A 24,671-nucleotide genomic window follows, 5' to 3' on the forward strand; every position below is an offset into this window, starting at 1 on the left:
TCCGCTGCGGTTCCGGCGCCGGGCGGAGACGCCGACCGCCGGCACCGGTGTCGCCTCCGACGATGAGGTGCTCTTGTCCGCGGAAACAGCCGTCCGCGTCTCCCGCCCGGCACCCGCGGGGTGGTCCTCGCGCCCGGCCGGCCTGCTGCGAGCGGCCGCCCCCGCGCTGATCGGCTACGCCGCCGTGCGGGCCCTCGGCGTCCTGGTGCTCGTGCTCTGGGGCTCCCACCGGGGCACCCCCGGCCTCGGCCGGCTCAGCACCCTGTGGGACGCGTACTGGTACCGCGAGATCGCGCTGCACGGCTATGCGGGCACCACCCCGGTGCCCGGCCCGTACGGCCCCTACGAGCCGTACGCGTTCTTCCCCGCCTACCCCGCGCTGGTGCGGCTGGTGCACACCGTGCTGCCGCTGCCGGCGCACCAGGCGGCGCTGCTCGTGGCCTGGACGGCTTCGTTGGCCGCCGCCTGGGGCGTCTACGCGGTCGCCGCCCGGCTCCACGGACAGCGGGTCGGCGTCATCGCCGCCGTGCTCTGGGGGATCACCCCCTACGCCGTCGTGGAGAGCTCCGCCTACTCCGAGCCGCTGTTCACGGCGTTCGCCGCCTGGTCGCTGTACGCCGTGATCACCCGCCGCTGGGTCTGGGGCGGAACGCTCTGCCTGCTCGCGGGGCTGACCCGGCCCACCGGGGTCGCGCTCGCCGCGGCGGTGGGAACGGCCGCGCTCTGGGAGGTCCTGCGGGGGCGCGGCACGCTGCGCACCGCGCTCGGCATGCTGCTCGCCCCGCTCGGCTTCCTCGGGTTCCTCGCCTGGGTCGGCGCCGTGAAGGGCCGCTGGGACGGCTACTTCCGGGTCCAGGACGCCTGGCGCTCGCACTTCGACCTCGGCCGCAGCACCCTGTACTCCTTCCGCGACCTGCTCACCGACGCCGACCAGGTCTGGCTGACCCAGGTGGTCGTCGCGGCCGTGCTGATCGGCGCGGTCGTCCTGTTCGGCATGTCCGTCATCCAGCGCCAGCCGCTCCCGTTGCTGCTCTACAGCGCGGCGATGCTCACCCTGGCGCTCGGCGACGCCGCCTACTTCAACTCGAGGGCCCGCTTCCTGCTGCCCGCCTTCGCCCTGCTGCTGCCCGTCGCCACCGGGCTCGCCCGGATCCGCAGCCGCGCGTCGCTGATGCTCCTGCTCGGCTCGGCCGCCGCCGTCTCGGCGGCGTACGGCGGCTTCGTGGCCTTCGTCTACCCGGACGCGCCGTAGCGGCCGCCCCCTCACCGGGGCGGATCCGGCGACCCGGGCCGGAGTGTCGGCGGCGGGTCATACACTCGGAATGCCATGACTAGCCTCTTTGACGACCTCCCGCTCCCCGGCTTCGAGAGTCCCTCGCTCGGGTCGAGCCCCGCCCACGACGAGCCGCCGCTGGACGAGGAGCCGCCGTACGAGGAGGCCATCCCCGACGGCCTGTTCGAGACCGACCTCGCCGCCCAGGACGAGCGCGACGCGTACTACCGCAACGGCCACGCCCGCCCCGTGATCGACCCGGAGCAGCTGCTCGAAGGCATGAACGACCCGCAGCGCGAGGCCGTCCTGCACCACGGCTCCCCGCTGCTGATCGTCGCCGGCGCGGGCTCCGGCAAGACCCGGGTGCTCACCCACCGGATCGCGTACCTGCTGGCCGCCCGCGGCGCCCAGCCCGGCGAGATCCTGGCGATCACCTTCACCAACAAGGCCGCCGGCGAGATGCGCGAGCGCGTCGAGCAGCTGGTCGGCCCGCGCGCCCGGGCGATGTGGGTCTCCACCTTCCACAGCGCCTGCGTGCGCATCCTGCGCCGCGAGTCGAAGCTGCTCGGCTTCACCTCGTCGTTCTCGATCTACGACTCGGCCGACTCGCAGCGCCTGATGTCCCTGGTCTGCCGGGACCTCGACCTGGACCCGAAGCAGTTCCCGCCGAAGTCCTTCACCGCCAAGGTCAGCAACCTCAAGAACGAGCTGATCGACGAGGAGACCTACGCCGACCGGGCCGCCAACCCGATGGAGAAGAAGCTGGCCGAGGCGTACACCCTCTACCAGCGGCGCCTGCGCGAGGCGAACGCGCTGGACTTCGACGACATCATCATGACCACGGTCAACCTGCTGCAGGCCTTCCCCGACGTCGCCGAGCACTACCGCCGGCGCTTCCGGCACATCCTGGTCGACGAGTACCAGGACACCAACCACGCCCAGTACACGCTGGTGCGCGAGCTCTCCGGCGGCGCCCTCTCCGACGCGCCGAAGCTCACCGCGGACGGCGACTTCGTCAACCCGACCGCGGCCCGGCTCGCCCAGGTCCCCCCGGCCGAGCTCTGCGTGGTCGGCGACGCCGACCAGTCGATCTACGCCTTCCGCGGCGCCACGATCCGCAACATCCTCCAGTTCGAGGAGGACTACCCCGACGCCACGACGATCCTGTTGGAGCAGAACTACCGCTCCACGCAGACCATCCTCACCGCCGCCAACGCCGTCATCGAGCGCAACACCAACCGGCGCAAGAAGAACCTCTGGACGGCCGGCGACCAGGGCGAGCGGGTGGTCGGCTACGTCGCCGACGACGAGCACGGCGAGGCCCAGTTCATCGCCGACGAGATCGACCGGCTCACCGACAGGGACGAGGCCCGGCCCGGCGACGTCGCGATCTTCTACCGCACCAACGCGCAGTCCCGCGTCTTCGAAGAGGTCTTCATCCGGGTCGGCCTGCCGTACAAGGTCGTCGGCGGCGTCCGCTTCTACGAGCGCAAGGAGGTCCGGGACATCCTGGCCTACCTGCGCGTCCTGTCCAACCCGGAGGACACCGTCCCGCTGCGGCGGATCCTCAACGTGCCCAAGCGCGGCATCGGCGAGCGCGCCGAGGCGATGGTCGACGCCCTCGCCGCCCGCGAGCGGATCAGCTTCGCCCAGGCGCTGCAGCGGGTCGACGAGGCGTACGGAATGGCCGCGCGCTCGGCCAACGCGGTGAAGAAGTTCAACGCGATGATGGCCGGCCTGCGGCAGGTCGTGGAGTCCGGCGCAGGCCCCGCCGCCGTGCTGGAGGCCGTGCTGGAGGAGTCCGGCTACCTCGCCGAGCTGCAGGCCTCCACCGACCCGCAGGACGAGACCCGGATCGAGAACCTCCAGGAGCTCGCCTCCGTCGCCCTGGAGTACGAGCAGGACCCGGGCGAGCGCCCCGAGGGCGAGGACGCCGAGGGCGCCCCGCCGGTCGGCTCGCTCGCCGACTTCCTGGAGCGCGTCGCGCTGGTCGCCGACTCCGACCAGATCCCGGACGACGAGGACGGCCAGGGCGTCATCACGATGATGACCCTGCACACCGCCAAGGGCCTGGAGTTCCCGGTGGTCTTCCTCACCGGCATGGAGGACGGGATCTTCCCGCACATGCGAGCCCTCAACCAGGTCAAGGAGCTGGAGGAGGAGCGCCGGCTCGCTTACGTCGGCCTGACCCGCGCCCGCCGGCGGCTCTACCTGACCCGCTCGGTGCTCCGCAGCGCCTGGGGCCAGCCCGCGTACAACCCGGCCTCCCGCTTCCTGGAGGAGATCCCGGACGGCCTCGTCGACTGGAAGCGCACCGGCGCGGCGGCCGTGCCCCCGGCCCGCGGCTTCTCGCCCTCGTCCTCCGGGGGGTCCCGCTCGTACGGCTCCTCCGGCGGTTCGGCCCGTTCGACGACGACGCCGCAGCCGGGCTGGGCGAAGTCCGCCCGGAAGGCGACCGAGCGCGAGGTGGTCGCGCTGGCCGTCGGCGACCGGGTCAGCCACGACTCCTTCGGCCTCGGCACCGTCGTCGCCACCCAGGGCGTCGGCGACAAGGCGCAGGCGACGATCGACTTCGGCACCACCGGCCGCAAGCAGCTGCTGCTGCGCTACGCGCCGGTCGAGAAGCTCTGAGTCGTCGAACCCGTCGGGCCGGCCCGCGCTGAGCGCCCGGGGCCCTCGCCCGGGGCGCTCAGCGCGGGTCGACCCCGTGGGCCAGCAGCCACGGCATCGGGTCGACCGGGGCCCGGCCACCGGGCCGCACCTCGAAGTGGAGGTGCGGCCCGGTGGCGTTCCCGGTCGACCCCGCCCATCCCACGACGTCGCCGGCCCGGACGGGCCCGCCGGGCAGCCGGTACCCGCGCAGGTGCCCGTACCAGGTCTCGGTGCCGTCCGCGGCGGTGACGACCGCCAGGTACCCGTAGGCGGCGCTCCAACCGGTGGTCACCGTGCCGTCGGTCGCGGCGCGGACGGGCGTGCCGGCCGGCACCGGGAAGTCGATGCCGGTGTGCCGGGCCGCCCAGTGCGGACCGGCCTGGCCGAAGCCCGCGCTCAGCCCCGCCCGCTCGACCGGCAGCACGTACAGCGGCCGCGGCGCGATGTCCGTGCCCCCGGCTTCCCCGGGCTGCTCCGGCCGGGGACGGCCGCGGGCGGCGAGCGCCGCCCGGGCCAGCTCCCGGTCGGCCCGGTCGGGGCCGGGCCGCTCGCCGGCGGGGCCGCGGGAGGGGAACGAGGGGCCGGAGGGCGCCGGGCCGGGCAGCCGGGTGCGGTCCGCGTGCACGGTCGCGGCCGCGACCCCGAAGACCCCGAGGGTGGCCGCCGACGGCAGGGCGACGGTGAGCACCGCCCGCCGGGTGGTGCTCGTCCGCGGGCCGCGGTGCTGGCCGCGGGGCCGCTCGGCGCCGCCGGCCGGGCCGGGGAGCTGCCGGTGGATCGGGATACGGATCGGGATGCGGACGGGGGAGCGTCTGACCGTCATCGCGCCGCCTCCTCGGAATCGGGAGTGACCGGGAGAAAACAGTCGAGACTGTAGACCTTGATCACGATCCAGGACGAAGTGCGCATCTCAGCACGCGTGGCGCTCCGTCAGGGGTCCTGCGGCCCATGCCTCCAGGGCGAGCCGGACGACGGCGACCGCCCGCGGGTGGGCCGGCAGTCCGACGTGGCCCGCGCCCGGCACGGCCACGTTGGCGGCGTCCAGGTCGGGATGGTCCAGCCGGGCGCCGCGGCGGGGCAGCACCACCTCGTCCAGCCCGCCGCGGACGGCCGTGAAGCGGCTGGTGCAGCCCGGCGCAGGCAGTCGCAGTTCGGCCAGCAGGTCGCTGCCCGGCCGCAGCTGACGGGTGATCGGGAAGGGGTTGGGCAGCAGGGCCGCCGTCGTCCCCTCGTGCGGGGTGGCCAGGGTGACCACCTCGGGGACGAGTTCGTGCCCGCCGAGGCGCTGCACGTAGTAACGGGCGATCAGGCCGCCCAGGCTGTGCCCGACCAGGGCGACGGGGCGGCCCCCGTGCGCCTGTGCCGCCCACTCGACGTGCCGGGCGAGCAGCACGGCGGCGGCCCGCACGTCGCGGGTCAGCGGCGAGTAGTTGAGGGCGTGCAGGTGCGTCCAGCCGTGCCGGTGCAGATCACGGCGGAGCGGCCCGAACACGGCCCGGTTGTCGACGAATCCGTGCAGCAGCAGCACGGGGTCGTGCCGGGGCGGCGCGGCGGGCGGCGCCGGGCGGTCCGGGCACGGACGGGGCCGTCGCTCCGGTGGGATTCCGGTGGGGTAGCGGACCAAGTGGTGCGCGAGCGCGGCGGCTTCCGCGCCCGCGCCGCGGACGGTGGCGGCCGTCCGCTGGAACGGGATCGTCATGCGGCTCTCCCCGGCAGGACGGCGCGGGGCCCCTGCGGCGGCCGACGCAGGGGAGACGGAAGAGCTGGTACCAGGGGTGGCTGACGGGCAGCCCTGTGATTTTCCCCGCCAGTCCGCAACCGAAAACCGCCGACGGGTGCACTCCGCGTTACGCTGCCAGCAGGCCCGCCGGAGGCCGTGGACACCGCGCCCGCGTCCGGGCGGGGCGGCCGGGCCGTGGACGACGAGGTCCAGGAGGCTGTGATGGGTGTGTCGGGGCCGATCCGCGTGGTGGTCGCCAAACCGGGGCTGGACGGCCACGACCGGGGCGCGAAGGTGATCGCACGCGCGCTGCGCGACGCCGGTATGGAGGTCATCTACACCGGCCTGCACCAGACCCCGGAGCAGATCGTCGACACGGCGATCCAGGAGGACGCCGACGGCATCGGGCTGTCCATCCTCTCCGGTGCCCACCTGACCCTCTGCGCACGCGTGATGGAGCTGCTGCGCGAACGCGAGGCCGAGGACATCACGGTCTTCTGCGGCGGGATCGTCCCCGAGGAGGACATCGCCCGGCTCAAGGAGCTCGGCATCGCCGACGTCTTCACCCCCGGCACCACGACCGGGTCGGTGGTCGACTGGGTCGAGGCGAACCTCCGCCGCGCGGGCTGACCACCGGCCCGCCGTACGCGGCCCTTCAGGGCGCGAGTTCGGCGAACATGGCAGCCCGCAGCCGGAGCGTCTCCGCGAGACGGGTGAAGGTGTCGGCCCAGGCGGTGTCGGGCGCGGCGTCGGCGGCGAGCGCCTCCACCGCGGGGGCGGCCTCCGGGGCGAGCGCCCGCTCCGTCATGCCGAGCACCCCGCTGTGGCTCCACGGGTAGGCCCCGGAGCCGGCCGCCCGCTCCAGCGCGGCGACGACCGCGGTGGAGAGCGGCGGCGTCCACGGGGTGGCACAGGCCCCGAGCAACTGGAAGGCGTCGCCGAGCCCGTGGGCCCGGATGAACGCCGCCGTCCAGGCCGCCCGCTCCACCGGCGGCAGGACGGCCAGCAGCTTCGCCGGGGCGCCCGCCGTCCGCTCGGCGCCGCCCGGCCGGGGCGCCGGGCCGAGCAGGGCGCGCGCCCAGGCCTCGTCGTGCTGCCGGACGGCGGCCCGTGCCCAGGCCTCCCGAAGGTCCGCCGACCAGTCGGTGCCGTCGGCCTCGCCGCCCTCCCGTGCGGGCAGCCGCAGCACCTGCTGCGGGGTCAGGCCGGTGGCGTCCGTCCACAGCGCGAGCGGGGCGGCGGCCACGATCTCGCCGAGCCACCAGGAGCGCTGCCCGCGCCCGGTGGGCGACTTGAGCGGTATGCCGTCGCGCTGCATCGCCGCGTCGCACTCGGCGGGCGGGGCGACGGCGAGCAGGCCGTCGAGCGGGTGCACGCAGGCGCGGGCGCGCTCGGCCATCCGGGCGGCGAGGGCCGAGCCGGGCAGGGTGGAGAGCAGCTCCGCGGCGGTGGTGCGGACGTTCTTGCTGCGGTCGCCGAGGGCGGCCTCCAGGAACTCCTCGTCCGCCGTGGACAGCCCCTCCTGCAGGGCGTCGAGGAAGAGCAGGCGGTCCTCGGCCCGCTCGGTGCCCCAAGTGGAGCGCAGCAGGGCGAGGCCGGCCGCCGGGTCGCGGCGGCGCAGCCTGGTCAGGTGGGTGACCCGCTCGGCGAACAGGCCCTCCTGCCAGATCTGCTCGCCGGCCGCCGGATCGTGCCGGGCGTCGGCGGCGCCTGCCGCTCCTACCGCGCCGGTCGCACCCGCGGTGCGGCCGACGAAGCGCCAGTCCGGGTTCTGTCCGGCCAGCCAGCGGCCGAGCGGGCCGGCCAGGGCCACCACGTCGGGGCGCAGCTCGCTGCGGGCGCGGGCGGTGTCCAGCAGGGCGGGCACGTGCGCCGGCGGCAGCCGGTAGCCGTGCGCCCGGGCGGCGGCCAGCCACTGGGGGAGCAGCTCGGTGAGGTTGGCGAGGCTGGTGTCCGGGCCGCGGCCGCCCAGCAGGAAGCCGAGCCGGCGGGCGGCCGGCTCCGGCAGCTCCGGCCGGCCGTCCTCCTCCGCCGGGGCGGGCAGGGCCGGGGCGGGCAGGGCCCGGGCACCGGCGCGGCGCCGGACGGTGGCCAGCGCGGCCAGGTCGAGCAGGGCCGTCGCCGGGTCGGTGCGGTCGACGGCCCCGGCCGCGGCGGCGGACGCGGGCGAACCGGCCGGGCCGGGCAGCGGCCGTCGGTCGGTGCCGAGCAGGGCGGTGGTCTGCAGCTCGGACCAGCTGTCGTGGGCGGTGGTGGTCGGTGCCGTCACGGCCGGCCTCCCGTCGGGTGGGTCTGGTGGGGATGGCGGTCGGTGTCCGTCCGGGGCGCGGTCACCGGTCGAGGCCGATCGCGCGGCCGTCCGCCGACCAGGCGGTGACCGGGGCGTACCCGGCGTGCCCGTACTCGCCGAACAGCGTGACCGGGTGGCCGGCCGAGAGCGCGGCCAGCCGCCACAGCGCCGGCTCCGGCGTGGCGCCGCGCTTGAGCGGGACGGCGCTGCGGCCGTCCGTCAGCTGCCAGCCGTCGGGGCCGAGGACGGGCACCACCCCGGCCAGCACGGCGGGCCAGGCCTCCAGCCACGGGTCGTCGGCGACGGCCTCGCCGTAGCCGGCCACCGCCTCGGCGGGGGAGACCCCGGCGGGCGGCCCGGCCGGGGCGGCCGCCGGCTCGCCGTGGCGGGTGCCGAGGACGGCGCGCAGCGGGCGGGCGGCCGGGTGGAAGGCCAGCTCGGCCTCCAGCACCTGCCCGGTCGGCAGGGCGGTCTCGGGTGCCCGGCCGGGGCTGCCGAAGGAGAGCAGCAGGGCCGGGCGGCCGGTCTTGGTGCCGCGCAGCCAGATCCGGCGGGTGGTCAGCCGGTCGTCGGCGGTGTCGCGGCTGCCGAGGACGTGCCAGCGGTCGCGCACCGTCGGGCCGGCCAGCACCTCGTCCGCGCCGGTGCTGAACCCGACCCGGGTGCGGACCGTGGCGGCGAGCGGCGCGGGCAGTCCGTCCACCCGGCCGTAGGCGCCGGCCAGCAGGTGCAGCAGGGCGTACTCCTCCAGCAGGGAGTCCTGCGGGGTGTGGGCGAGCTCGCGGGCGCGGGCGGCCAGGCCCGGTGCCTGGGCGTCGACCATCCGGGCCGCGACCTCCTCCCAGCCGCCGGGGGCGGTGGTGTCGGCCAGGCCGCGCCGGACGGCGTCCGAGAGCCGCAGCCGCAGCTCCTGCGCGCCGGCGGCGACCCGGGCGGCGCGCTGGGCGGCCCGCCTGCGCGCCGCCGGGTCGTCCGCGGAGGACTCCCGGCGCTCCTGATGCCGGACGGCCCGCTGCTCGGCGGCGCCCTGACGTCTGGCCAGCCATTCGGCCACCCACCCCGGCTGCGCCGCCGCCTCCGCGACCGCCGGGGAGCCGGCGCTCCACAGCAGCAGCAGGCCGAGCACGTGCTTGCACGGGAACTTCCGGCTGGGGCAGGTGCACTTGTACGCCGGCCCGGAGAAGTCGACGCAGGGGAAGTACGGCGTCCTCCCGCTGCCCTTGCAGGCGCCCCACAGCGCGCCGCCGCCCCAGCCCGCGTCCGACCACGGCGCGGGCGCGGACAGCTTGCCGGCCGCCTTCAGCGACGCCTGGTCCGGCGCGAGCGACAGGACGTGTTCGTTGCTCCAGCGTTCCTCCATGCCGACGACGCTAGGACGGGCCACTGACATCCGGTCCGATCGAACTGACGGCCGGTCACCGTGGCGTCCCGGCTTGTCAGTGGGCTCGTGCATGGTGGTTCCAGCAGGCCGGAAGGGTGTACGGAGAAGCCCGTCCCGGCCCTGCCGCACCGCGTTCCGGCGGGCCGTCCGCGGCCGTCCCGTCCGCCGCGCACCCGTCCCCGCGCCCTGCCCGCACCCTGCCACAGCCATGCCCGGCGGCCGTACCCAGGAGATGTCGATGACCACCGAGACGACCACCCGTACGAGTGAAGTCCTCCGCCTCCACGCCGAGGACGCCTTCGCCGCCGAGCTCGCCGCGCTCGCCGCCGCCGACGACCGCCCCCGCCCCGCCCGCTGGCGGCTCTCGCCCTGGGCCGTCGCCACCTACCTGCTCGGCGGCACACTGCCCGACGGCACCGTGATCACCCCCAAGTACATCGGCCCGCGCCGGGTGGTCGAGGTCGCCGTCACCACCCTGGCCACCGACCGGGCCCTGCTGCTGCTCGGCGTGCCCGGCACCGCCAAGACCTGGGTCTCCGAGCACCTCGCCGCCGCCGTCAGCGGCGACTCCACCCTGCTCGTCCAGGGCACCGCCGGCACTCCCGAGGAGGCCGTCCGCTACGGCTGGAACTACGCCCAGCTGCTCGCCAACGGCCCCAGCCGACAGGCCCTGGTGCCCTCCCCGGTCATGCGGGCGATGGCCGACGGCAAGATCGCCCGCGTCGAGGAGCTCACCCGCATCCCGGCCGACGTCCAGGACAGCCTGATCACCATCCTGTCCGAGAAGACCCTGCCGGTGCCGGAGCTCGGCGACGAGACGCAGGCCGTCCGCGGCTTCAACCTGATCGCCACCGCCAACGACCGCGACCGCGGCGTCAACGACCTCTCCTCCGCGCTGCGCCGCCGCTTCAACACCGTCGTGCTGCCGCTGCCCGCCACGCTCGACGAGGAGGTCGACATCGTCGGCCGCCGGGTCAACCAGCTCGGCCGCTCCCTGGACCTGCCCGAGCTGCCCACCGGCGCCGAGGAGATCCGCCGCGTCGTCACCGTCTTCCGCGAGCTGCGCTCCGGCGTCACCGCCGACGGCCGCACCAAGGTCAAGACGCCCAGCGGCACGCTCTCCACCGCCGAGGCGATCTCGGTGCTCACCAACGGCCTCGCCCTCGCCACCCACTTCGGCGACGGCATGCTCCGCGCCGGTGACGTCACGGCCGGCATCGTCGGCGCCGTCGTCCGCGACCCGGTCGCCGACCGCACGGTCTGGCACGAGTACGTCGAGGGCGTGCTCCGCGAGCGGGACGGCTGGAAGGACTTCTACCGCGCCGCCCGCGAGCACGCGCACTGACCCGGCCGCCGCGGCCCCAGCCCACCGAGAGAACCATCCGAGAGCGAGGTCCACGACCATGAGCGCAGAGGTCACCCTGCTCGGCGTCCGCCACCACGGGCCCGGCTCCGCCCGCGCGGTGGCCGCCGCCCTGGAGCAGCTGAAGCCCGACGCGGTGCTGATCGAGGGCCCGCCGGAGGCCGACGCGATCGCCGCGCTCGCCGCGGACAAGGAGATGCAGCCGCCGGTCGCCCTGCTCGCCCACGTCGTCGACGACCCGGCCAGGGCCGCCTTCTGGCCGTTCGCCGTGTTCTCGCCCGAATGGGTGGCCCTGCGGTACGCCGCCGACCACGACGTCCCGGTCCGCTTCGTCGACCTGCCCGCGGCGCACACCTTCGCGCTCGCCGAAGCCCCGTCGGGCGTGCCGGGGGGCACGTCCGACGAGGCGGCGGAGGCGGAGGGCGGCATCGGCGACCCGATCGCCGCCCTCGCCGAGGCCGCCGGCCACGACGACCCCGAGCGCTGGTGGGAGGACGTCGTCGAGCACCGCGCCCCCGACGGGGACGCCCTCGCCCCCTTCGCCGCGGTCGCCGAGGCCATGACCGCGCTGCGCGAGACCGCCCCGGCCGGGCCGCGCGCCCGCCGCGACGACCTGCGCGAGGCGTACATGCGCCAGCAGATCCGCGCCGCCCGCCGGGCCGGCCACCGGCGGATCGCGGTGGTCTGCGGCGCCTGGCACGTCCCCGCCCTGCAGACCATGCCCACCGCCGCCCACGACCGCGCCCTGCTCGCCGGCCTGCCCAAGGTGAAGACCCGGATCACCTGGGTGCCCTGGACGCACCGCCGGCTCGCCCAGCACACCGGCTACGGCGCCGGCATCGACTCGCCCGGCTGGTACCACCACCTCTTCACCAGCCCCGACCGGCCGGTCACCCGCTGGATGACCGGCATCGCCGACCTGCTCCGCGCCGAGGACCACCCGGTCTCCTCCGCGCACGTCATCGAGGCCGTCCGGCTCGCCGAGACGCTCGCCGTGCTCCGCGGCCGCCCGCTCGCCGGCCTCGGCGAGACCCTCGACGCCGTCCGGTCCGTGATGTGCGACGGCTCCGACGTCACCCTCGCCCTCGTCCACGACCGGCTGGTGGTCGGCGAGGCCCTCGGCGAGGTCCCGGACGGCGCCCCCGCCGTCCCGCTCCAGCGCGACCTCGCCCGCCTCCAGCGCAGCCTGCGCCTCAAGCCGGAGGCCGCCGAGCGGGAGCTCGTCCTCGACCTGCGCAAGGACCTCGACGCCGAGCGCTCCCGCCTGCTGCACCGGCTGCGGCTGCTCGGCATCGACTGGGGCGCCCCGGCCCGCTCCGCCGTCAACTCCACCGGCACCTTCCGGGAGACCTGGCGGCTGCACTGGGAGCCCGAGTACGCCGTCCGCGTCGTCGAGGCCGCCCACTGGGGCACCACCGTCGAGGACGCGGCCTGCGGCAAGGCCGCCCGGCAGGCCGCCGACGCCACCGACCTCGCCGACCTCACCGGCCTCGTCGAGCAGTGCCTGCTCGCCGGCCTCACCGGCGCCCTGCCCGCCGTCATGCGGGCCCTCGCCGACCGGGCCGCCCTGGACACCGACGTGGCGCACCTCGCCGCCGCCCTGCCCGCCCTCGTCCGCGCGCTGCGCTACGGGGACGTCCGCGGCACCGACGCCACCGCCCTCGACGGCGTCGCCCGCGGCCTCGCCGAGCGGATCGGCGTCGGCCTGCCGCCCGCCTGCACCGGGCTCGACGCCGACGGCGCCGCGGCCATGCGCGCCCACCTCGACGCCGTCCACGCCGCCGTCGGCCTGCTGCCGCCCGCCGCCGGTGACGGCCCGGGCGACCACCCCGCCGAGCGGTGGGCCGCCGCCCTGCACTCCCTCGCCGCCCGCGAGCCCTCCGGCGGCCCCGCCACCGGCGTGCCCGGCCTGCTGCGCGGCCGAGCCGTCCGACTGCTCCTCGACGAGGGCCGGCTCGACTCCGCGGAGGCCGGCCGCAGGATGGGCCTGGTGCTCTCCCCGGCCGGCGCCCCCGCCGACGCGGCCGGCTGGATCGAGGGCTTCCTGGCCGGCGGCGGCGCCCTGCTGCTGCACGACACCGCCCTGCTCGGCCTCCTCGACGACTGGCTCACCGGCGTCCCCGGCGACACCCTGATCGACCTGCTGCCGGTGCTGCGCCGCACCTTCTCCGGCCTGGAGGCGGGCGTGCGCCGCACCATCGGCGAGCGCGCCGCGGCCGGCCCGCTCGGCACCGGGGCGGCCGCCGCGGCCGCCCCGCCCGAGGAGCTCGACGAGCAGCGCGCGGACGCCGTCCTGCCCGTCCTCGCCCTCCTGCTCGGCCTGCCGGACGTGACGACGGCGCCGCTGCTGCCCCGCATCCCGCGCCAGCCCACCGGCCGCAACACCTGACGGGCGGGCCGCCCCGGAGCCCGCCGCCATGTCAGTCCCGGCTGGTTGCATGGCTGTTGGGACGCCGTCACCGTGCCGCCCGCCCGGGCTCCGGCCGCCCCGCCCGTCCGTACCCGCACCTGCATCCGTACGCGCACCCGAGGAGCACCCATGACCGCCACCCGCGCTCCGCTGGACCCGGCCGACGAGCGGCTGCGCCGTTGGCGGATGGTGCTCGGCGGCGAGGCCGACGGCACGGGCCACCGCCCGAGCGGGCGGGACGCCGCCATGGACGGCGCGCTCGCCGCGCTCTACCGCGGGGCGGACGCCGAGGGCGGCCGCGGCGCCGCGCGCAGTGCCGGCCTCGGCGGTTCGGCGCCGCAGGTGGCCCGCTGGCTCGGCGACATCCGCGAGTACTTCCCGACCACGGTCGTCCAACTGATGCAGCAGGACGCGATCTCCCGGCTCGGCCTGGACCGGCTGCTGCTGGAGCCGGAGATGCTGGAGGCCGTGGAGCCGGACGTCCACCTGGTCGGCACCCTGCTCTCGCTCAAGCACGCCCTGCCGGAGACCACCCGGGAGACGGCCCGGGCGGTGGTCGGCAAGGTGGTGGCCGACCTGGAGCGCCGCCTCGCCGACCGTACCCGGGCGACCCTCGGCGGCGCGCTCGACCGCTCCGCCCGGGTGAACCGCCCCCGGCACCGGGACATCGACTGGAACCGCACCATCCGCGCCAACCTCAAGAACTACCTGCCCGAGGCGGGCCCGGACGGCACCGGCACCGTCGTCCCGGAGCGGCTGATCGGCTACGCCCGGGCGCAGCGCGCGGTGAAGAAGGACGTCGTCCTCTGCATCGACCAGTCCGGTTCGATGGCGGCGTCGGTGGTGCACTCGGCGGTGTTCGGCGCGGTGCTGGCGTCGATGCGCAGCCTGGACACCCGGCTGGTCGTCTTCGACACCTCCGTCGTCGACCTGACCGAGCAGCTGAGCGACCCGGTGGACGTGCTGTTCGCGACCCGGCTCGGCGGCGGCACCGACATCAACCGCGCCCTCGCCTACTGCCAGTCGAGGATCACCCGGCCGTCCGAGACGATCGTGGTGCTGATCAGTGACCTGTACGAGGGCGGCATCCGCAACGAGATGCTCAAGCGGGTCGCCGCGATGAAGGCGGCCGGGGTGCAGTTCATCGCGCTGCTCGCGCTCTCCGACGAGGGCGCCCCCGCCTACGACCGCGCGCACGCCGCGGCCCTGGCGGAGCTCGGCGCCCCGGCCTTCGCCTGCACGCCGGACGTCTTCCCGGAGATCATGGCCGCGGCGATCGAGAAGCGCCCGCTGCCGGTGCCGGACAACGGCTGAGCCGCCTCACCCGTTCGGGTGCGGGATGTCCGCATCTCACGGCATCGGCATTGTCGATGAGAGACCGGCTCCCGGCCTGCCGGGTGCACCCGTTGTGACGGTTCTCACCAAGCCCGACCCCGCCACGGGCGAAACACGCCCGTCGTACGGGGATAACCTGCCACACGGACGTGACGCGCGTGTTGATTGACGGTGCGCCCGGCGCTGTACGGACCGCAAGGCCGTAGCTCTGCGTACCCGCGCAGCCCCGACGACCCGCAGCGAAGATCCTGCCGTGGCACGCTCGAAGAGACACAATCCGCGACCACGAACAAGGACAAACACGTGGACCTGTTCGAGTACCAGGCGAGGGACCTCTTCGCCAAGCACGGTGTGCCCGTGCTTGACGGCGATGTCATCGAGAACGCCGCAGACGCTGCCGCCATCGCGGAGCGCTTCGGCGGCCGCGCCGTCGTCAAGGCTCAGGTGAAGGTCGGCGGCCGAGGCAAGGCCGGCGGCGTCAAGCTCGCCTCCGACCCGGCGGACGCCGTCGCCAAGTCCGAGGCCATCCTCGGCATGGACATCAAGGGCCACACCGTCCACAAGGTGATGCTGGCCCAGACCGCGGACATCAAGGACGAGTACTACGTCTCGTTCCTGCTGGACCGCACGAACCGCACCTTCCTGGCGATGGCCAGCGTCGAGGGCGGTGTCGAGATCGAGGTCGTGGCGGAGGAGAACCCCGACGCGCTCGCGAAGATCCCGGTCGACGCCAACGAGGGCTGCACCCCGGAGAAGGCCGCCGAGATCGTCGCCGCCGCGAAGTTCCCGGCCGACGTCGCCGACCAGGTCGCCGAGGTCCTCCAGCAGCTCTGGAAGGTCTTCATCGCCGAGGACGCGCTCCTCGTCGAGGTCAACCCGCTGATCAAGTCGGGCGAGGGCAAGATCATCGCGCTCGACGGCAAGGTCTCGCTGGACGAGAACGCCGACTTCCGCCAGCCGGAGCACGAGGCGCTCGAGGACAAGGCCGCCGCGAACCCGCTGGAGGCCGCGGCCAAGGCCAAGGGCCTCAACTACGTCAAGCTCGACGGCCAGGTCGGCATCATCGGCAACGGCGCGGGCCTCGTCATGAGCACCCTCGACGTGGTCGCCTACGCCGGTGAGAACCACGGCGGCGTGAAGCCCGCCAACTTCCTCGACATCGGTGGCGGCGCCTCCGCCGAGGTCATGGCGAACGGCCTGGAGATCATCCTGGGCGACGCCGACGTCAAGTCGGTCTTCGTCAACGTCTTCGGCGGCATCACCGCGTGCGACGCGGTCGCCAACGGCATCGTGCAGGCCCTGGCCCTCCTCGAGGAGAAGGGCGAGGCCGTCACCAAGCCGCTCGTCGTCCGCCTGGACGGCAACAACGCCGAGCTGGGTCGCAAGATCCTGACCGACGCCAACCACCCGCTCGTTCAGCAGGTGGACACCATGGACGGTGCGGCCGACCGCGCCGCCGAGCTGGCCAACGCCAAGTAAGGAAGGGGACTTTCACATGGCTATCTTCCTTACCAAGGACAGCAAGGTCATCGTCCAGGGCATGACCGGCTCCGAGGGCATGAAGCACACCCGCCGCATGCTCGCCTCCGGCACCCAGATCGTCGGCGGTGTGAACCCGCGCAAGGCCGGCACCACGGTCGACGTCGACGGCACCGAGGTGCCCGTCTTCGGCTCCGTCGCCGAGGCCATGGAGAAGACCGGTGCCGACGTCACCGTCATCTTCGTCCCGCCGAAGTTCACCAAGGATGCCGTCGTCGAGGCGATCGACGCCGAGATCGGCCTCGCGGTCGTCATCACCGAGGGCGTGCCGGTCCACGACTCGGCCGCCTTCTGGGCGTACGCCGGTGCCAAGGGCGGCAAGACCCAGATCATCGGCCCGAACTGCCCCGGCCTGATCTCCCCCGGACAGTCGAACGCGGGCATCATCCCCGCCGACATCACCGGCCCGGGCAAGATCGGCCTGGTCTCCAAGTCCGGCACCCTGACCTACCAGCTCATGTACGAGCTGCGTGACCTGGGCTTCTCCTCGGCCGTGGGCATCGGTGGCGACCCCGTCATCGGCACCACCCACATCGACGCCCTCAAGGCGTTCCAGGAGGACCCGGAGACCGAGGTCATCGTGATGATCGGTGAGATCGGCGGCGACGCCGAGGAGCGTGCCGCGGCCTTCATCGCCGAGCACGTCACCAAGCCGGTCGTCGGCTACGTCGCGGGCTTCACCGCGCCCGAGGGCAAGACCATGGGCCACGCCGGCGCCATCGTCTCCGGCTCCTCCGGCACCGCCCAGGCGAAGAAGGAGGCCCTCGAGGCCGCCGGCGTCAAGGTCGGCAAGACGCCGTCCGAGACCGCCCGCCTGGCCCGCGAGCTCTTCGCGACCGTCAAGTAAGGCCCCGGCAGGCCCCAGGGCCGACGCCACGTGCGAGGGCGCCGCGGACATCCGTCCGCGGCGCCCTCGCCGTCTTCTCCCGGCTCCCCGGGTCGTTTCCCCGGGCCGCTTCCCGGGTCAGGGGAGCAGCCGGGGGACGTCCGCCGGGGCGAGCGTCGCGCAGGGCCACAGCGGCGCGCACGGCACCGGGACCGGCAGCGCGTCCGCGGGCCGGGTCAGTGCCACGGGACCGGTCACCGGCTGCCCGTCGTGCGGGGGCGCGCCCTCGGTCACCGTTCCGTCGCCCGGGCCGCTCGTCCCGTCCGTCCCGTCCTGCGGGGCCGTGGACGGCGTGTCCCCGTCCGGGAGGCCCGTGCCGCCGTCCGCGGCCCCGCTCGGGGCCGCTCCCGGCCGTGGGGCCGTCGGACTGCACCAGGGGCTCCGCAGCCCCGGCTCGCGGCCGGGCGCGGCCGGACCCGAACTGCCCGTACCGGCCGCGGAGCACACCTCCGGCGGCGGGGACGCCTCCGTCTGCGGCGCCGCCGCGGGCCGGGCCCGGCGGGCCGTGTCGTCGGGCCCGCCGACCACCAGGGTGACGACCATCGCGCCGGCCGTGCCGAGCACCAGCAGCCCCGCCGCGCCGGTGACCGCGTGCGCCCGGCGGCGGCCCCCGGCGGCGAGCCGGGCCGGCGAGGGCACCCGCGGCGACGGGCAGGCCCGCACCGCCGCCTCGAACAGCAGCGCGCCGAGCGCCGGGCCGAACCCCGGCGCCGACGGGTCGGCACCGACCACCTCCGGCACCGTCCGGGACAGCTCCTCGCGCGCCGCCAGGACCCGCCCCGCGGCCGCGGCCGTGCTGGACTCCACCTCCTCCGCCACCGCCGCCACCGGCAGGCCCACCGCGTCGTGCAGCACCACCGCCCGGCGCTGCGGCCGGGTCAGCCGGTGCATCGCGGCGAGCAGCGCCCGGTCCCGGGCGGTCGGACGGTTCTCGTCCGGTCGGCGGCGGGCCCGCTCGCCCTTCACCTTGATCCTCCGGTGCGGCAGGTGGTGCCTGCCCGCACGACGGGGACCGCCCCGCCGCCACGGCGACAGCGCCGACTCGAACGCCGCCGCCCGGACCCAGCCCTCCGGGTCGGGCAGCTCCGCCACCTCGTCCCACCGCAGCGCCGCCGCCCCCAGGGCGATCCGCACACTGCGGGCCGCCCGGTGCGGCGATCCGGTGACCAGGAACGTCTGCTGCACCAGCCGGGCGTGCACGGCCGCACTGAACGCGGCGAACTCCGGCCGGCGGCGGGGCGGCGCCCCGGCCAGCGGCGGGCGGGGGAGCGGAGCGGACGGCCGCTCCTGCGGGCGGGCCTGCGGCGGCTCGGGCTCCTCGGGCGGCCGGGGCCCGTCCGGCGTCCGCGGAGGCTCCTCCGGCGTCGGCGGCGAGGGTCCGACCGCGGCCCCGGCCGGCACCGGGCCGGGCTCGGCGGGCCCGGTCGGCACGGTTGGCCCGGCCGCCCCGGGGGTTTCCGGGGGTGCCGGAGGGGTGGGTTCAGCGGCGGTCCCGGGCGTCCCCAGCAGGGCGGCCAGACGGGCGGCCTCGGCGCGCGAGCCGACCCCCAGCTTCCGCATCGCCCGGTTGAGGTGCTTGCGGACGGTCGCGGGGGCGATGCCGAGCGCGGCGGCGACGGCCCGGTCGTCGTCCCCCGCCGCCATCCGGGCGACGACCTGCGCCTCACGCGGGGTCAGCCGCTGCAGCAGCCGGGCGGCGTCCTTCCGCGCCCGGTCCGACGGGGCCGCGGCGGGCGGCCGGGCAGCGGTGGCCGGGCCGGTGGGGTCGTCCCCGGCCCGATCGGCCTTCGAAGGTGCGGTCACCGCGGCTCCCCGCGGCGGCTGCAGAGTCGAATAAGGCACATAAGCAAATAATCCGGGACACGGCGAAGGTTTGCCGCTTCACGGGGCGCAACGGGTGATCTTGGGAGCATGTGGCCCATGACGCAGTTGATGGGCCGTCCGTTCCTGGGCCTGCCCGACGATCTGGGCTCCCGCTCCCCGTTCGCCGACCTGCTCGTCGGCGCCCGAACGGCCCTCCTCGCCCTCTCCGTGATCGCCGTCCCCGTCCTCGGTCTCTGGGTGCTCACCCCGTACGGCGACGTCACCGCCCGCGGTGCCCTCCGGCTCGCCTGCGCCCTCTGGCTGCTCGGCCACGGGGCACCGCTCACCCGCGGTCCGGGCGGTGCACCCTTCACCCTCACCCCGCTGCTCCTCACCGCCGTCAGCGCCGGCCTGCTCCGCCGCGCGGGGGCCAGGGCCGGGGCACGCGCCCCGCACGGCACGGGAGCCTGGCGGTCCGCCCTGCCGCTGGGCATCGGATACCTCGCGGTGGCCGCACTGGCCGTCGCCGAGTGCAGCGGCAGCGAAGCCGTCCTGACCGCCGACCCGGTCACCGACCTCCCCGTCGTCGCGGCCGTCACCGCCGCCGGCCTGGCCTGGGGAGTCCTGGCCGGCCACGGCCACGCGCAGCCGGGCCCACCGGCCCTCCCGCCGGCCCTCCTGCCGGCCGTGCTCGCCGACCGGCTCCGCTCCTGGGCGGCCGCGGACTGGGTGCCGCCGCGGGACGCCACCGCAGCCCTGCGTCGCGCCGCGGGCAGCTGGCTGCTCGGTCTGCTCGCCGCCGGGGGCCTCCTGCTCACCACCGCCGTCGCCCTCGGCACCGCGGGCAGCACCGCCGCCGGCCTCGCGGACGGCCCCGCGGGCGTCCTCGGACTCCTCCTCGCCTGCACCCTGTTGCTGCCGAACGCCGTGCTCTGGGCCGCCGCCTACGCGCTGGGGCCGGGCTTCGCCGTCGGCACCGGCACCACCGTCTCACCGGTGGCCACCCACCTGGGCGCGGTGCCCGAGTTCCCGCTCTTCGCGCTCCTCCCGACCGACGGCCCCGGCGCCGCCGGTCAGGCCGTCCTGGCGGTCCTGCCCCTGCTCGCGGGCGTCGTGCCCGCCCTGCTGCTCGGACGGGCCGCCGCAGGCCGCGGCACCAGCCGCCCCTGGCACCCGGCCGGTACCGCGCTGGTCGCGTTCGCCGCCGTGCTCACGGTCTCGGCCGCCGCCGCGGCGGCCTCCTGGTCCGCCGGAGGCGCACTCGGGCCCGGACGGATGGCCGCCCTGGGCCCCGTCCCCTGGCAGGCCGCCCTGACCGCCGCGGGCTGGTCCGCCGCCGTCGTGCCGCCCGGAGCCCTGCTCGCCCGCTGGCTGCTCACCCGCACGGCCGACCGGGCCCTCCCGCCGACCCCGGCGACGGCCCGCCTCACCGCCTGGTCCACCGCCGCCCGTTGCCCCCGCCTGCGCCGCACCCTCCACGACGCCGTCACCCGCCTCGCCGCCCTCCACCCCGACGACACCTGACGGGGAACCGGAAGTCCAGGGGCGCGGGGAACTGCGCAACCCCGGGACGGGCTTACCTGGCGGGTTCGGGTGAAGCACGCAGCAGGGGCGCGGGGAACTGCGCAACCCCGGGACGGGCGCACCTCGCGCTGCCGGGCACGCCGAACCCACGGGCGCGCGAACCGCACCCCCGCCCCCGAGGCACCCGGCGTCAGCGGCTGCCGGGGTTGGTCAGCTGGGTGATGACGTCCGGGGCGAGGTTGTTGCAGCTCTGCGCCGCCTCGTTGGTCAGGGCGTCGTTCACGCAGGTCACGTAGTCGTGGTAGTAGAGCTGGACGCCGAAGACGGACAGCGTGAAGATCAGGGCGACACCGCCCGTCAGCAGCCCGCCGAGCGCGGCGGGCACCTGCGGCCGGGTGGGCTGCGGCTGGGCCCAGCCGCCGACCCGGGCGGTGCCGAGGGCGTGCGGGTTGCCGCCGGCCGCGGCGTGCGGGGCGGGGGAGGCGGCCGACGCCGGACGCTCGGCCCGCAGCGCGCTGATCCCCCAGTACAGCGCCAGTGCACCGAGCAGCAGCGCGAGGTACCGCATGCCGGTGATCGCGCAGAACAGGCCGGCCATGCCGGCGCTCAGCGCGTAGCGGGCGCGCCGCTGCACCGGGTCGGTCGGGTCGAAGCGGGGCTGCTGCGGCTCGGACCATCCGCCCCGGTAGCCCGGGCTCCACGGGTGCGGCGGCGGCACCCGGTCGTCGTCCCGGTCGCCGTCCTCCGGCCGCTCGGTCGGGGGCTGCTGCGGAGCGCGCGGCTGCCACGGCCGGTCGGGGGCATCCGCCGGCGGCGGCGCGAACGGGTTGCGCTCGCCGGTGTCGTCTCCGCTGCTCATGGTGTCGGCCATTCCTTCTCGTCCGGGGGGCGTCGGGCCGCTCCGGGAGCGGTCCGCGCCTCCAATGATCCCGCAGGGCGGTACGGGCTCTGCGCCGCCCTGCCGGGTGGGCCCGCGGGCCGTGCCCGGCCCTGCCGCCCGCCGCTCCGACCGCCCCGCAGCACCGCCTCCGCCGCCGTCCCGCCCGCGGCGACGCAACCCCTCCTACCCCCTCGCACACCTCCCACCCACCCGCACGCACGTTGCCCACCCGCACGTCACCCGTCCACCCGCCACCCACCCGAGCCCGCCGAGGCGCCCGCGGACCGCCGGGCCGTGTCCGGCTGCGGCACCGTACGGCGAGATCCGTGTCTCAACTACGCGCGTAGCGCGGTCTGCTGGTGACGGAACGCCTTCGACCAGCCGTTATCGTGGTGACGGTCAGCAGTCCACAGCGGTTCCCCCGGGCCCCCGCAGCGCAGCGGAGACGCCCCGGCGGTGCCGTCCGGCTCGACCTGCCGCCGCCCGTAGTGGCCCCACCGACGGTGGACGTACCAGCGGGCGACACGACGTACGGAGATTCGCGCAGTGGCCGCCGCTTCCGCCCAAGTCTTTCCGCCGCGCACGCCCGGACCGGCCCGTCTGGTGGTCCTGGTCTCGGGTTCCGGCACCAATCTCCAGGCGCTGATCGACGCGGCGCAGGACCCGGCCTACGGCGCGGTGATCCTCGCCGTCGGGGCGGACCGCACCGACATCGCCGGCCTGAAGCGGGCCGAGGCCGCCGGCATCCCGACCTTCGTCCACCGGATCGCCGACCACGCCGACCGGGCCGCCTGGGACGCCGCGCTGACCGCCTCGGTCGCCGGGTACGAGCCCGACCTGGTGGTGACCGCGGGCTTCATGAAGATCCTCGGTCCGGAGTTCATCGGCGCCTTCGCCGGCCGGATCGTCAACACCCACCCCGCCCTGCTGCCGGCCTTCCCCGGCGCGCACGGCGTGCCGGACGCCCTCGCCTACGGCGTGAAGGTCACCGGCTGCACCGTCCACCTGGTCGACGCCGGCGTGGACACCGGGCCGATCATCGCGCAGGGCGTCGTGGAGGTCCTCGACGCCGACCACGCCGATGGCGGCGAAGCGCTGCACGAGCGCATCAAGACTGTCGAGCGCACGCTGCTCGTCGAGGTCGTGGGCCGGCTGGCCCGCGAAGGCCACCGCATCGAAGACCGAAAGGTATGGATTCCGGCATGAGCGCCGCCCACAGCACGCCCCCCGTCTCCGAGGACGTACGCCCGATCCGCCGCGCGCTGATCAGCGTCTACGACAAGACCGGACTGGAGGAGCTGGCCCAGGGGCTGCACGCCGCCGGGGTCGCGATCGTGTCCACCGGCTCCACCGCCGGCCGGATCGCCGCCGCGGGCGTCCCGGTCACCGAGGTCTCCGAGCTGACCGGCTTCCCCGAGTGCCTGGACGGCCGGGTCAAGACCCTGCACCCGCGGGTGCACGCCGGCGTCCTCGCGGACCTCCGCCTGGAGTCGCACCGCGCGCAGCTCGCCGAGCTGGGTGTCGAGCCGTTCGACCTGGTCGTGGTGAACCTCTACCCGTTCACCGCCACCGTCGCCTCCGGCGCCACCCCGGACGAGTGCGTCGAGCAGATCGACATCGGCGGTCCGTCGATGGTCCGCGCCGCGGCCAAGAACCACCCCTCGGTCGCCGTGGTCGTCGACCCGGCCCGCTACGACGACGTGCTCGGCGCGGTCAAGGGCGGCGGCTTCGACCTGCTGACCCGCAAGCGCCTGGCCGCCGCCGCCTTCGCGCACACCGCCGCGTACGACGTGGCCGTGGCCTCCTGGTTCGGGGAGTCCGGCTACACGGAGTCGGAGGAGTCCTTCCCGGCCTTCCTCGGCGCCACCTGGGAGCGCCAGAACGTCCTGCGCTACGGCGAGAACCCGCACCAGCAGGCGGCGCTCTACACCGACGGCACCGGCGGCCTGGCGGGCGCCGAGCAGCTGCACGGCAAGGAGATGTCCTACAACAACTACATGGACACCGACGCCGCGCGCCGCGCCGCGTACGACCACGCCGAGCCGGCCGTCGCGATCATCAAGCACGCCAACCCGTGCGGCATCGCGGTCGGCGCGGACGTCGCCGAGGCCCACCGCAAGGCGCACGAGTGCGACCCGGTCTCCGCGTACGGCGGCGTCATCGCGGTGAACCGCCCGGTCACCGTCGAGCTGGCCGAGCAGATCGCCCCGATCTTCACCGAGGTCGTCGTCGCCCCCGGTTACGAGGACGGCGCCCTGGAGGTGCTGACCAAGAAGAAGAACCTGCGCGTGCTGCGCGCCCCCGAGGCGCCCGCCGACGCGCTGGAGGTCCGCCGGATCAGCGGCGGCGCGCTGCTGCAGCAGGTCGACCGGGTGGACGCGGCCGGCGACGACCCGTCGACCTGGACGCTCGCCACCGGCGAGGCGCTCTCCGAGGCCGAGCTCGCCGAGCTCGCCTTCGCCTGGCGGGCCTGCCGGGCCGTCAAGTCCAACGCGATCCTGCTCGCCAAGGGCGGCGCCTCGGTCGGCGTCGGCATGGGCCAGGTCAACCGGGTGGACTCCTGCAAGCTCGCGGTCGAGCGGGCCGGTGAGCGCGCGCAGGGCTCCTACGCCGCCTCGGACGCCTTCTTCCCGTTCGCGGACGGCCTGGAGATCCTGGTCGCCGCCGGTGTGAAGGCCGTGGTGCAGCCCGGCGGTTCGATCCGCGACGAAGAGGTGGTCGCCGCCGCCGCCAAGGCCGGCGTCACGATGTACCTGACCGGCACCCGGCACTTCTTCCACTGATCCGCAACGCCGAAGGCCCCCGCACTCCTCGGAGTGCGGGGGCCTTCGGCGTTGCGGTCGGCGGGAGGGCCGATCACTGGGACTTGACGACCACCGAGCTCATGATCTTGTCGGCGAAGGTCTGCTTCTTGGCGTCCCACAGCGGCCACAGGTAGCCGAGGCAGCAGATGCCGTCGACGGCGTGGCAGATCTTGCGGACGAAGGCCATGCCGAAGCCCAGCGGCTGGCCGTCGGCCTCGCGCAGGACGCGGATGTTGACCATCTTCTTGCCCGGGGTCTGGCCGGTGGTGCCCTCGCGGTGGATCAGCCACAGGCCGCCCGCGATCGCCAGCAGCCAGCCGATGGCCATGATGGCCATGCCGGCGCCGGAGACGCCGCCGCCGGTGCAGCTGTAGGTGTAGGTGGTCGGGTCGGTGGTGCACTCCGCCTTGGAGATGCCGACCGCGGCACCGATGCCGTAGAAGATGCCGGCGGGCACGCCGACGATCAGGTAGTCGACGATGTACGCCGCCACCCGCGAACCCCAGCCCGCGTAGAACTGCTGCACCTGGGCCGCGTTGCCGTACGGGCCCGGCTGCGGCGGGATGCCGTAGCCGCCGGGGGCGCCGTAGCCGGGGGCCGGCGGCGGGGCCTGCTGCGGGTAGCCGTAGCCGGGGGCCGGCGGCGGGGCCTGCTGCGGGTAGCCGTAGCCCGGCGCGGGCGGCTGCTGGCTGTACGGGTTGTTCGGGTCGGGCGGGTAGCTCATCGGATGCCTCCGGGCAGGAAGGAGTGTGGACGGAACTGCAGGAAAACCCTGGGGACGGACGGGCAGTTGAGGCACCGACCGGATGGG

18 protein-coding genes are annotated in these 24,671 nt (G+C 75.6%); 11 read left to right on the forward strand and 7 right to left on the reverse strand.

Annotation, left to right across the window (positions count from 1 at the left end):
* Nucleotides 1-73: 73 nt before the first annotated feature.
* Nucleotides 74-1,252, forward strand: a complete 1,179-nt coding sequence (locus AB0442_RS14340; protein WP_366162933.1) for a glycosyltransferase family 39 protein — start codon at nucleotides 74-76, stop codon at nucleotides 1,250-1,252.
* A 75-nt stretch (nucleotides 1,253-1,327) separates the two neighbouring features.
* On the forward strand, nucleotides 1,328-3,904 hold the full coding sequence (pcrA, locus tag AB0442_RS14345) for a DNA helicase PcrA (protein WP_366162935.1): 2,577 nt from the start codon (nucleotides 1,328-1,330) through the stop codon (nucleotides 3,902-3,904).
* A gap of 58 nt (nucleotides 3,905-3,962) precedes the next feature.
* Here pcrA and AB0442_RS14350 read toward each other — a convergent pair whose 3' ends face one another.
* Complete coding sequence (locus AB0442_RS14350; RefSeq protein ID WP_366162936.1) at nucleotides 3,963-4,748, reverse strand: M23 family metallopeptidase; 786 nt, start codon at nucleotides 4,746-4,748, stop codon at nucleotides 3,963-3,965.
* Nucleotides 4,749-4,835: 87 nt separating this feature from the next.
* Entirely contained in the window at nucleotides 4,836-5,624 is a 789-nt protein-coding gene (locus AB0442_RS14355) for an alpha/beta fold hydrolase (RefSeq protein ID WP_344626883.1), read from the reverse strand.
* Between the two features lie 243 nt (nucleotides 5,625-5,867).
* Here AB0442_RS14355 and AB0442_RS14360 point away from each other — a divergent pair, with 243 nt between their 5' ends.
* Nucleotides 5,868-6,275, forward strand: a complete 408-nt coding sequence (locus AB0442_RS14360; RefSeq protein ID WP_344626897.1) for a cobalamin B12-binding domain-containing protein — start codon at nucleotides 5,868-5,870, stop codon at nucleotides 6,273-6,275.
* Nucleotides 6,276-6,300: 25 nt separating this feature from the next.
* On the opposite strand, the gene AB0442_RS14365 is transcribed toward AB0442_RS14360, so the two are convergent.
* Together AB0442_RS14365 and AB0442_RS14370 are read right to left on the reverse strand one after the other, a co-directional pair.
* Nucleotides 6,301-7,914 carry a DUF5691 domain-containing protein gene (locus AB0442_RS14365; protein ID WP_366162938.1) on the reverse strand — a complete coding sequence of 538 codons (1,614 nt, stop codon included), beginning with the start codon at nucleotides 7,912-7,914 and terminating at the stop codon, nucleotides 6,301-6,303.
* 61 nt (nucleotides 7,915-7,975) lie between these two features.
* On the reverse strand, nucleotides 7,976-9,295 hold the full coding sequence (locus tag AB0442_RS14370) for an SWIM zinc finger family protein (protein WP_366162940.1): 1,320 nt from the start codon (nucleotides 9,293-9,295) through the stop codon (nucleotides 7,976-7,978).
* Nucleotides 9,296-9,554: 259 nt separating this feature from the next.
* Between AB0442_RS14370 and AB0442_RS14375 the strand changes: the two genes are divergently transcribed.
* From AB0442_RS14375 to sucD, 5 genes are all read left to right on the forward strand, one after another.
* Nucleotides 9,555-10,661, forward strand: coding sequence for an AAA family ATPase (locus tag AB0442_RS14375; RefSeq protein ID WP_344626880.1), 1,107 nt, complete (start codon nucleotides 9,555-9,557; stop codon nucleotides 10,659-10,661).
* 58 nt (nucleotides 10,662-10,719) lie between these two features.
* On the forward strand, nucleotides 10,720-13,068 hold the full coding sequence (locus tag AB0442_RS14380) for a DUF5682 family protein (protein ID WP_366162942.1): 2,349 nt from the start codon (nucleotides 10,720-10,722) through the stop codon (nucleotides 13,066-13,068).
* Between the two features lie 150 nt (nucleotides 13,069-13,218).
* Nucleotides 13,219-14,403, forward strand: a complete 1,185-nt coding sequence (locus AB0442_RS14385) for a VWA domain-containing protein (protein ID WP_344626878.1) — start codon at nucleotides 13,219-13,221, stop codon at nucleotides 14,401-14,403.
* A 324-nt stretch (nucleotides 14,404-14,727) separates the two neighbouring features.
* A complete protein-coding gene (sucC, locus tag AB0442_RS14390) occupies nucleotides 14,728-15,903 on the forward strand; it encodes an ADP-forming succinate--CoA ligase subunit beta (protein ID WP_263105008.1) in 1,176 nt (391 codons plus the stop codon).
* 16 nt (nucleotides 15,904-15,919) lie between these two features.
* A complete protein-coding gene (sucD, locus tag AB0442_RS14395) occupies nucleotides 15,920-16,810 on the forward strand; it encodes a succinate--CoA ligase subunit alpha (RefSeq protein WP_363543259.1) in 891 nt (296 codons plus the stop codon).
* A gap of 117 nt (nucleotides 16,811-16,927) precedes the next feature.
* On the opposite strand, the gene AB0442_RS14400 is transcribed toward sucD, so the two are convergent.
* Nucleotides 16,928-18,652: a LuxR C-terminal-related transcriptional regulator gene (locus AB0442_RS14400; protein ID WP_366162945.1), complete on the reverse strand. Its 1,725-nt coding sequence runs from the start codon at nucleotides 18,650-18,652 to the stop codon at nucleotides 16,928-16,930.
* 117 nt (nucleotides 18,653-18,769) lie between these two features.
* Between AB0442_RS14400 and AB0442_RS14405 the strand changes: the two genes are divergently transcribed.
* Complete coding sequence (locus tag AB0442_RS14405) at nucleotides 18,770-20,176, forward strand: DUF6350 family protein (RefSeq protein ID WP_366162946.1); 1,407 nt, start codon at nucleotides 18,770-18,772, stop codon at nucleotides 20,174-20,176.
* A gap of 190 nt (nucleotides 20,177-20,366) precedes the next feature.
* Here AB0442_RS14405 and AB0442_RS14410 read toward each other — a convergent pair whose 3' ends face one another.
* Nucleotides 20,367-21,035, reverse strand: coding sequence for a hypothetical protein (locus tag AB0442_RS14410; RefSeq protein WP_359985923.1), 669 nt, complete (start codon nucleotides 21,033-21,035; stop codon nucleotides 20,367-20,369).
* Between the two features lie 567 nt (nucleotides 21,036-21,602).
* On the opposite strand from AB0442_RS14410, the gene purN reads away from it, so the two are divergent.
* Together purN and purH are read left to right on the forward strand one after the other, a co-directional pair.
* Nucleotides 21,603-22,262 carry a phosphoribosylglycinamide formyltransferase gene (purN, locus tag AB0442_RS14415; RefSeq protein WP_366162947.1) on the forward strand — a complete coding sequence of 220 codons (660 nt, stop codon included), beginning with the start codon at nucleotides 21,603-21,605 and terminating at the stop codon, nucleotides 22,260-22,262.
* Nucleotides 22,259-23,839 carry a bifunctional phosphoribosylaminoimidazolecarboxamide formyltransferase/IMP cyclohydrolase gene (gene purH / locus AB0442_RS14420; protein ID WP_366162949.1) on the forward strand — a complete coding sequence of 527 codons (1,581 nt, stop codon included), beginning with the start codon at nucleotides 22,259-22,261 and terminating at the stop codon, nucleotides 23,837-23,839. The genes purN and purH overlap by 4 nt, the downstream gene beginning before the upstream one ends.
* A 73-nt stretch (nucleotides 23,840-23,912) precedes the next feature.
* Here purH and AB0442_RS14425 read toward each other — a convergent pair whose 3' ends face one another.
* On the reverse strand, nucleotides 23,913-24,584 hold the full coding sequence (locus AB0442_RS14425; RefSeq protein WP_363543270.1) for an RDD family protein: 672 nt from the start codon (nucleotides 24,582-24,584) through the stop codon (nucleotides 23,913-23,915).
* Between the last annotated feature and the right edge of the window lie 87 nt (nucleotides 24,585-24,671).

It is taken from the genome of Kitasatospora sp. NPDC085895 (genome assembly GCF_040702125.1).
Taxonomy (GTDB): domain Bacteria; phylum Actinomycetota; class Actinomycetes; order Streptomycetales; family Streptomycetaceae; genus Kitasatospora; species Kitasatospora arboriphila.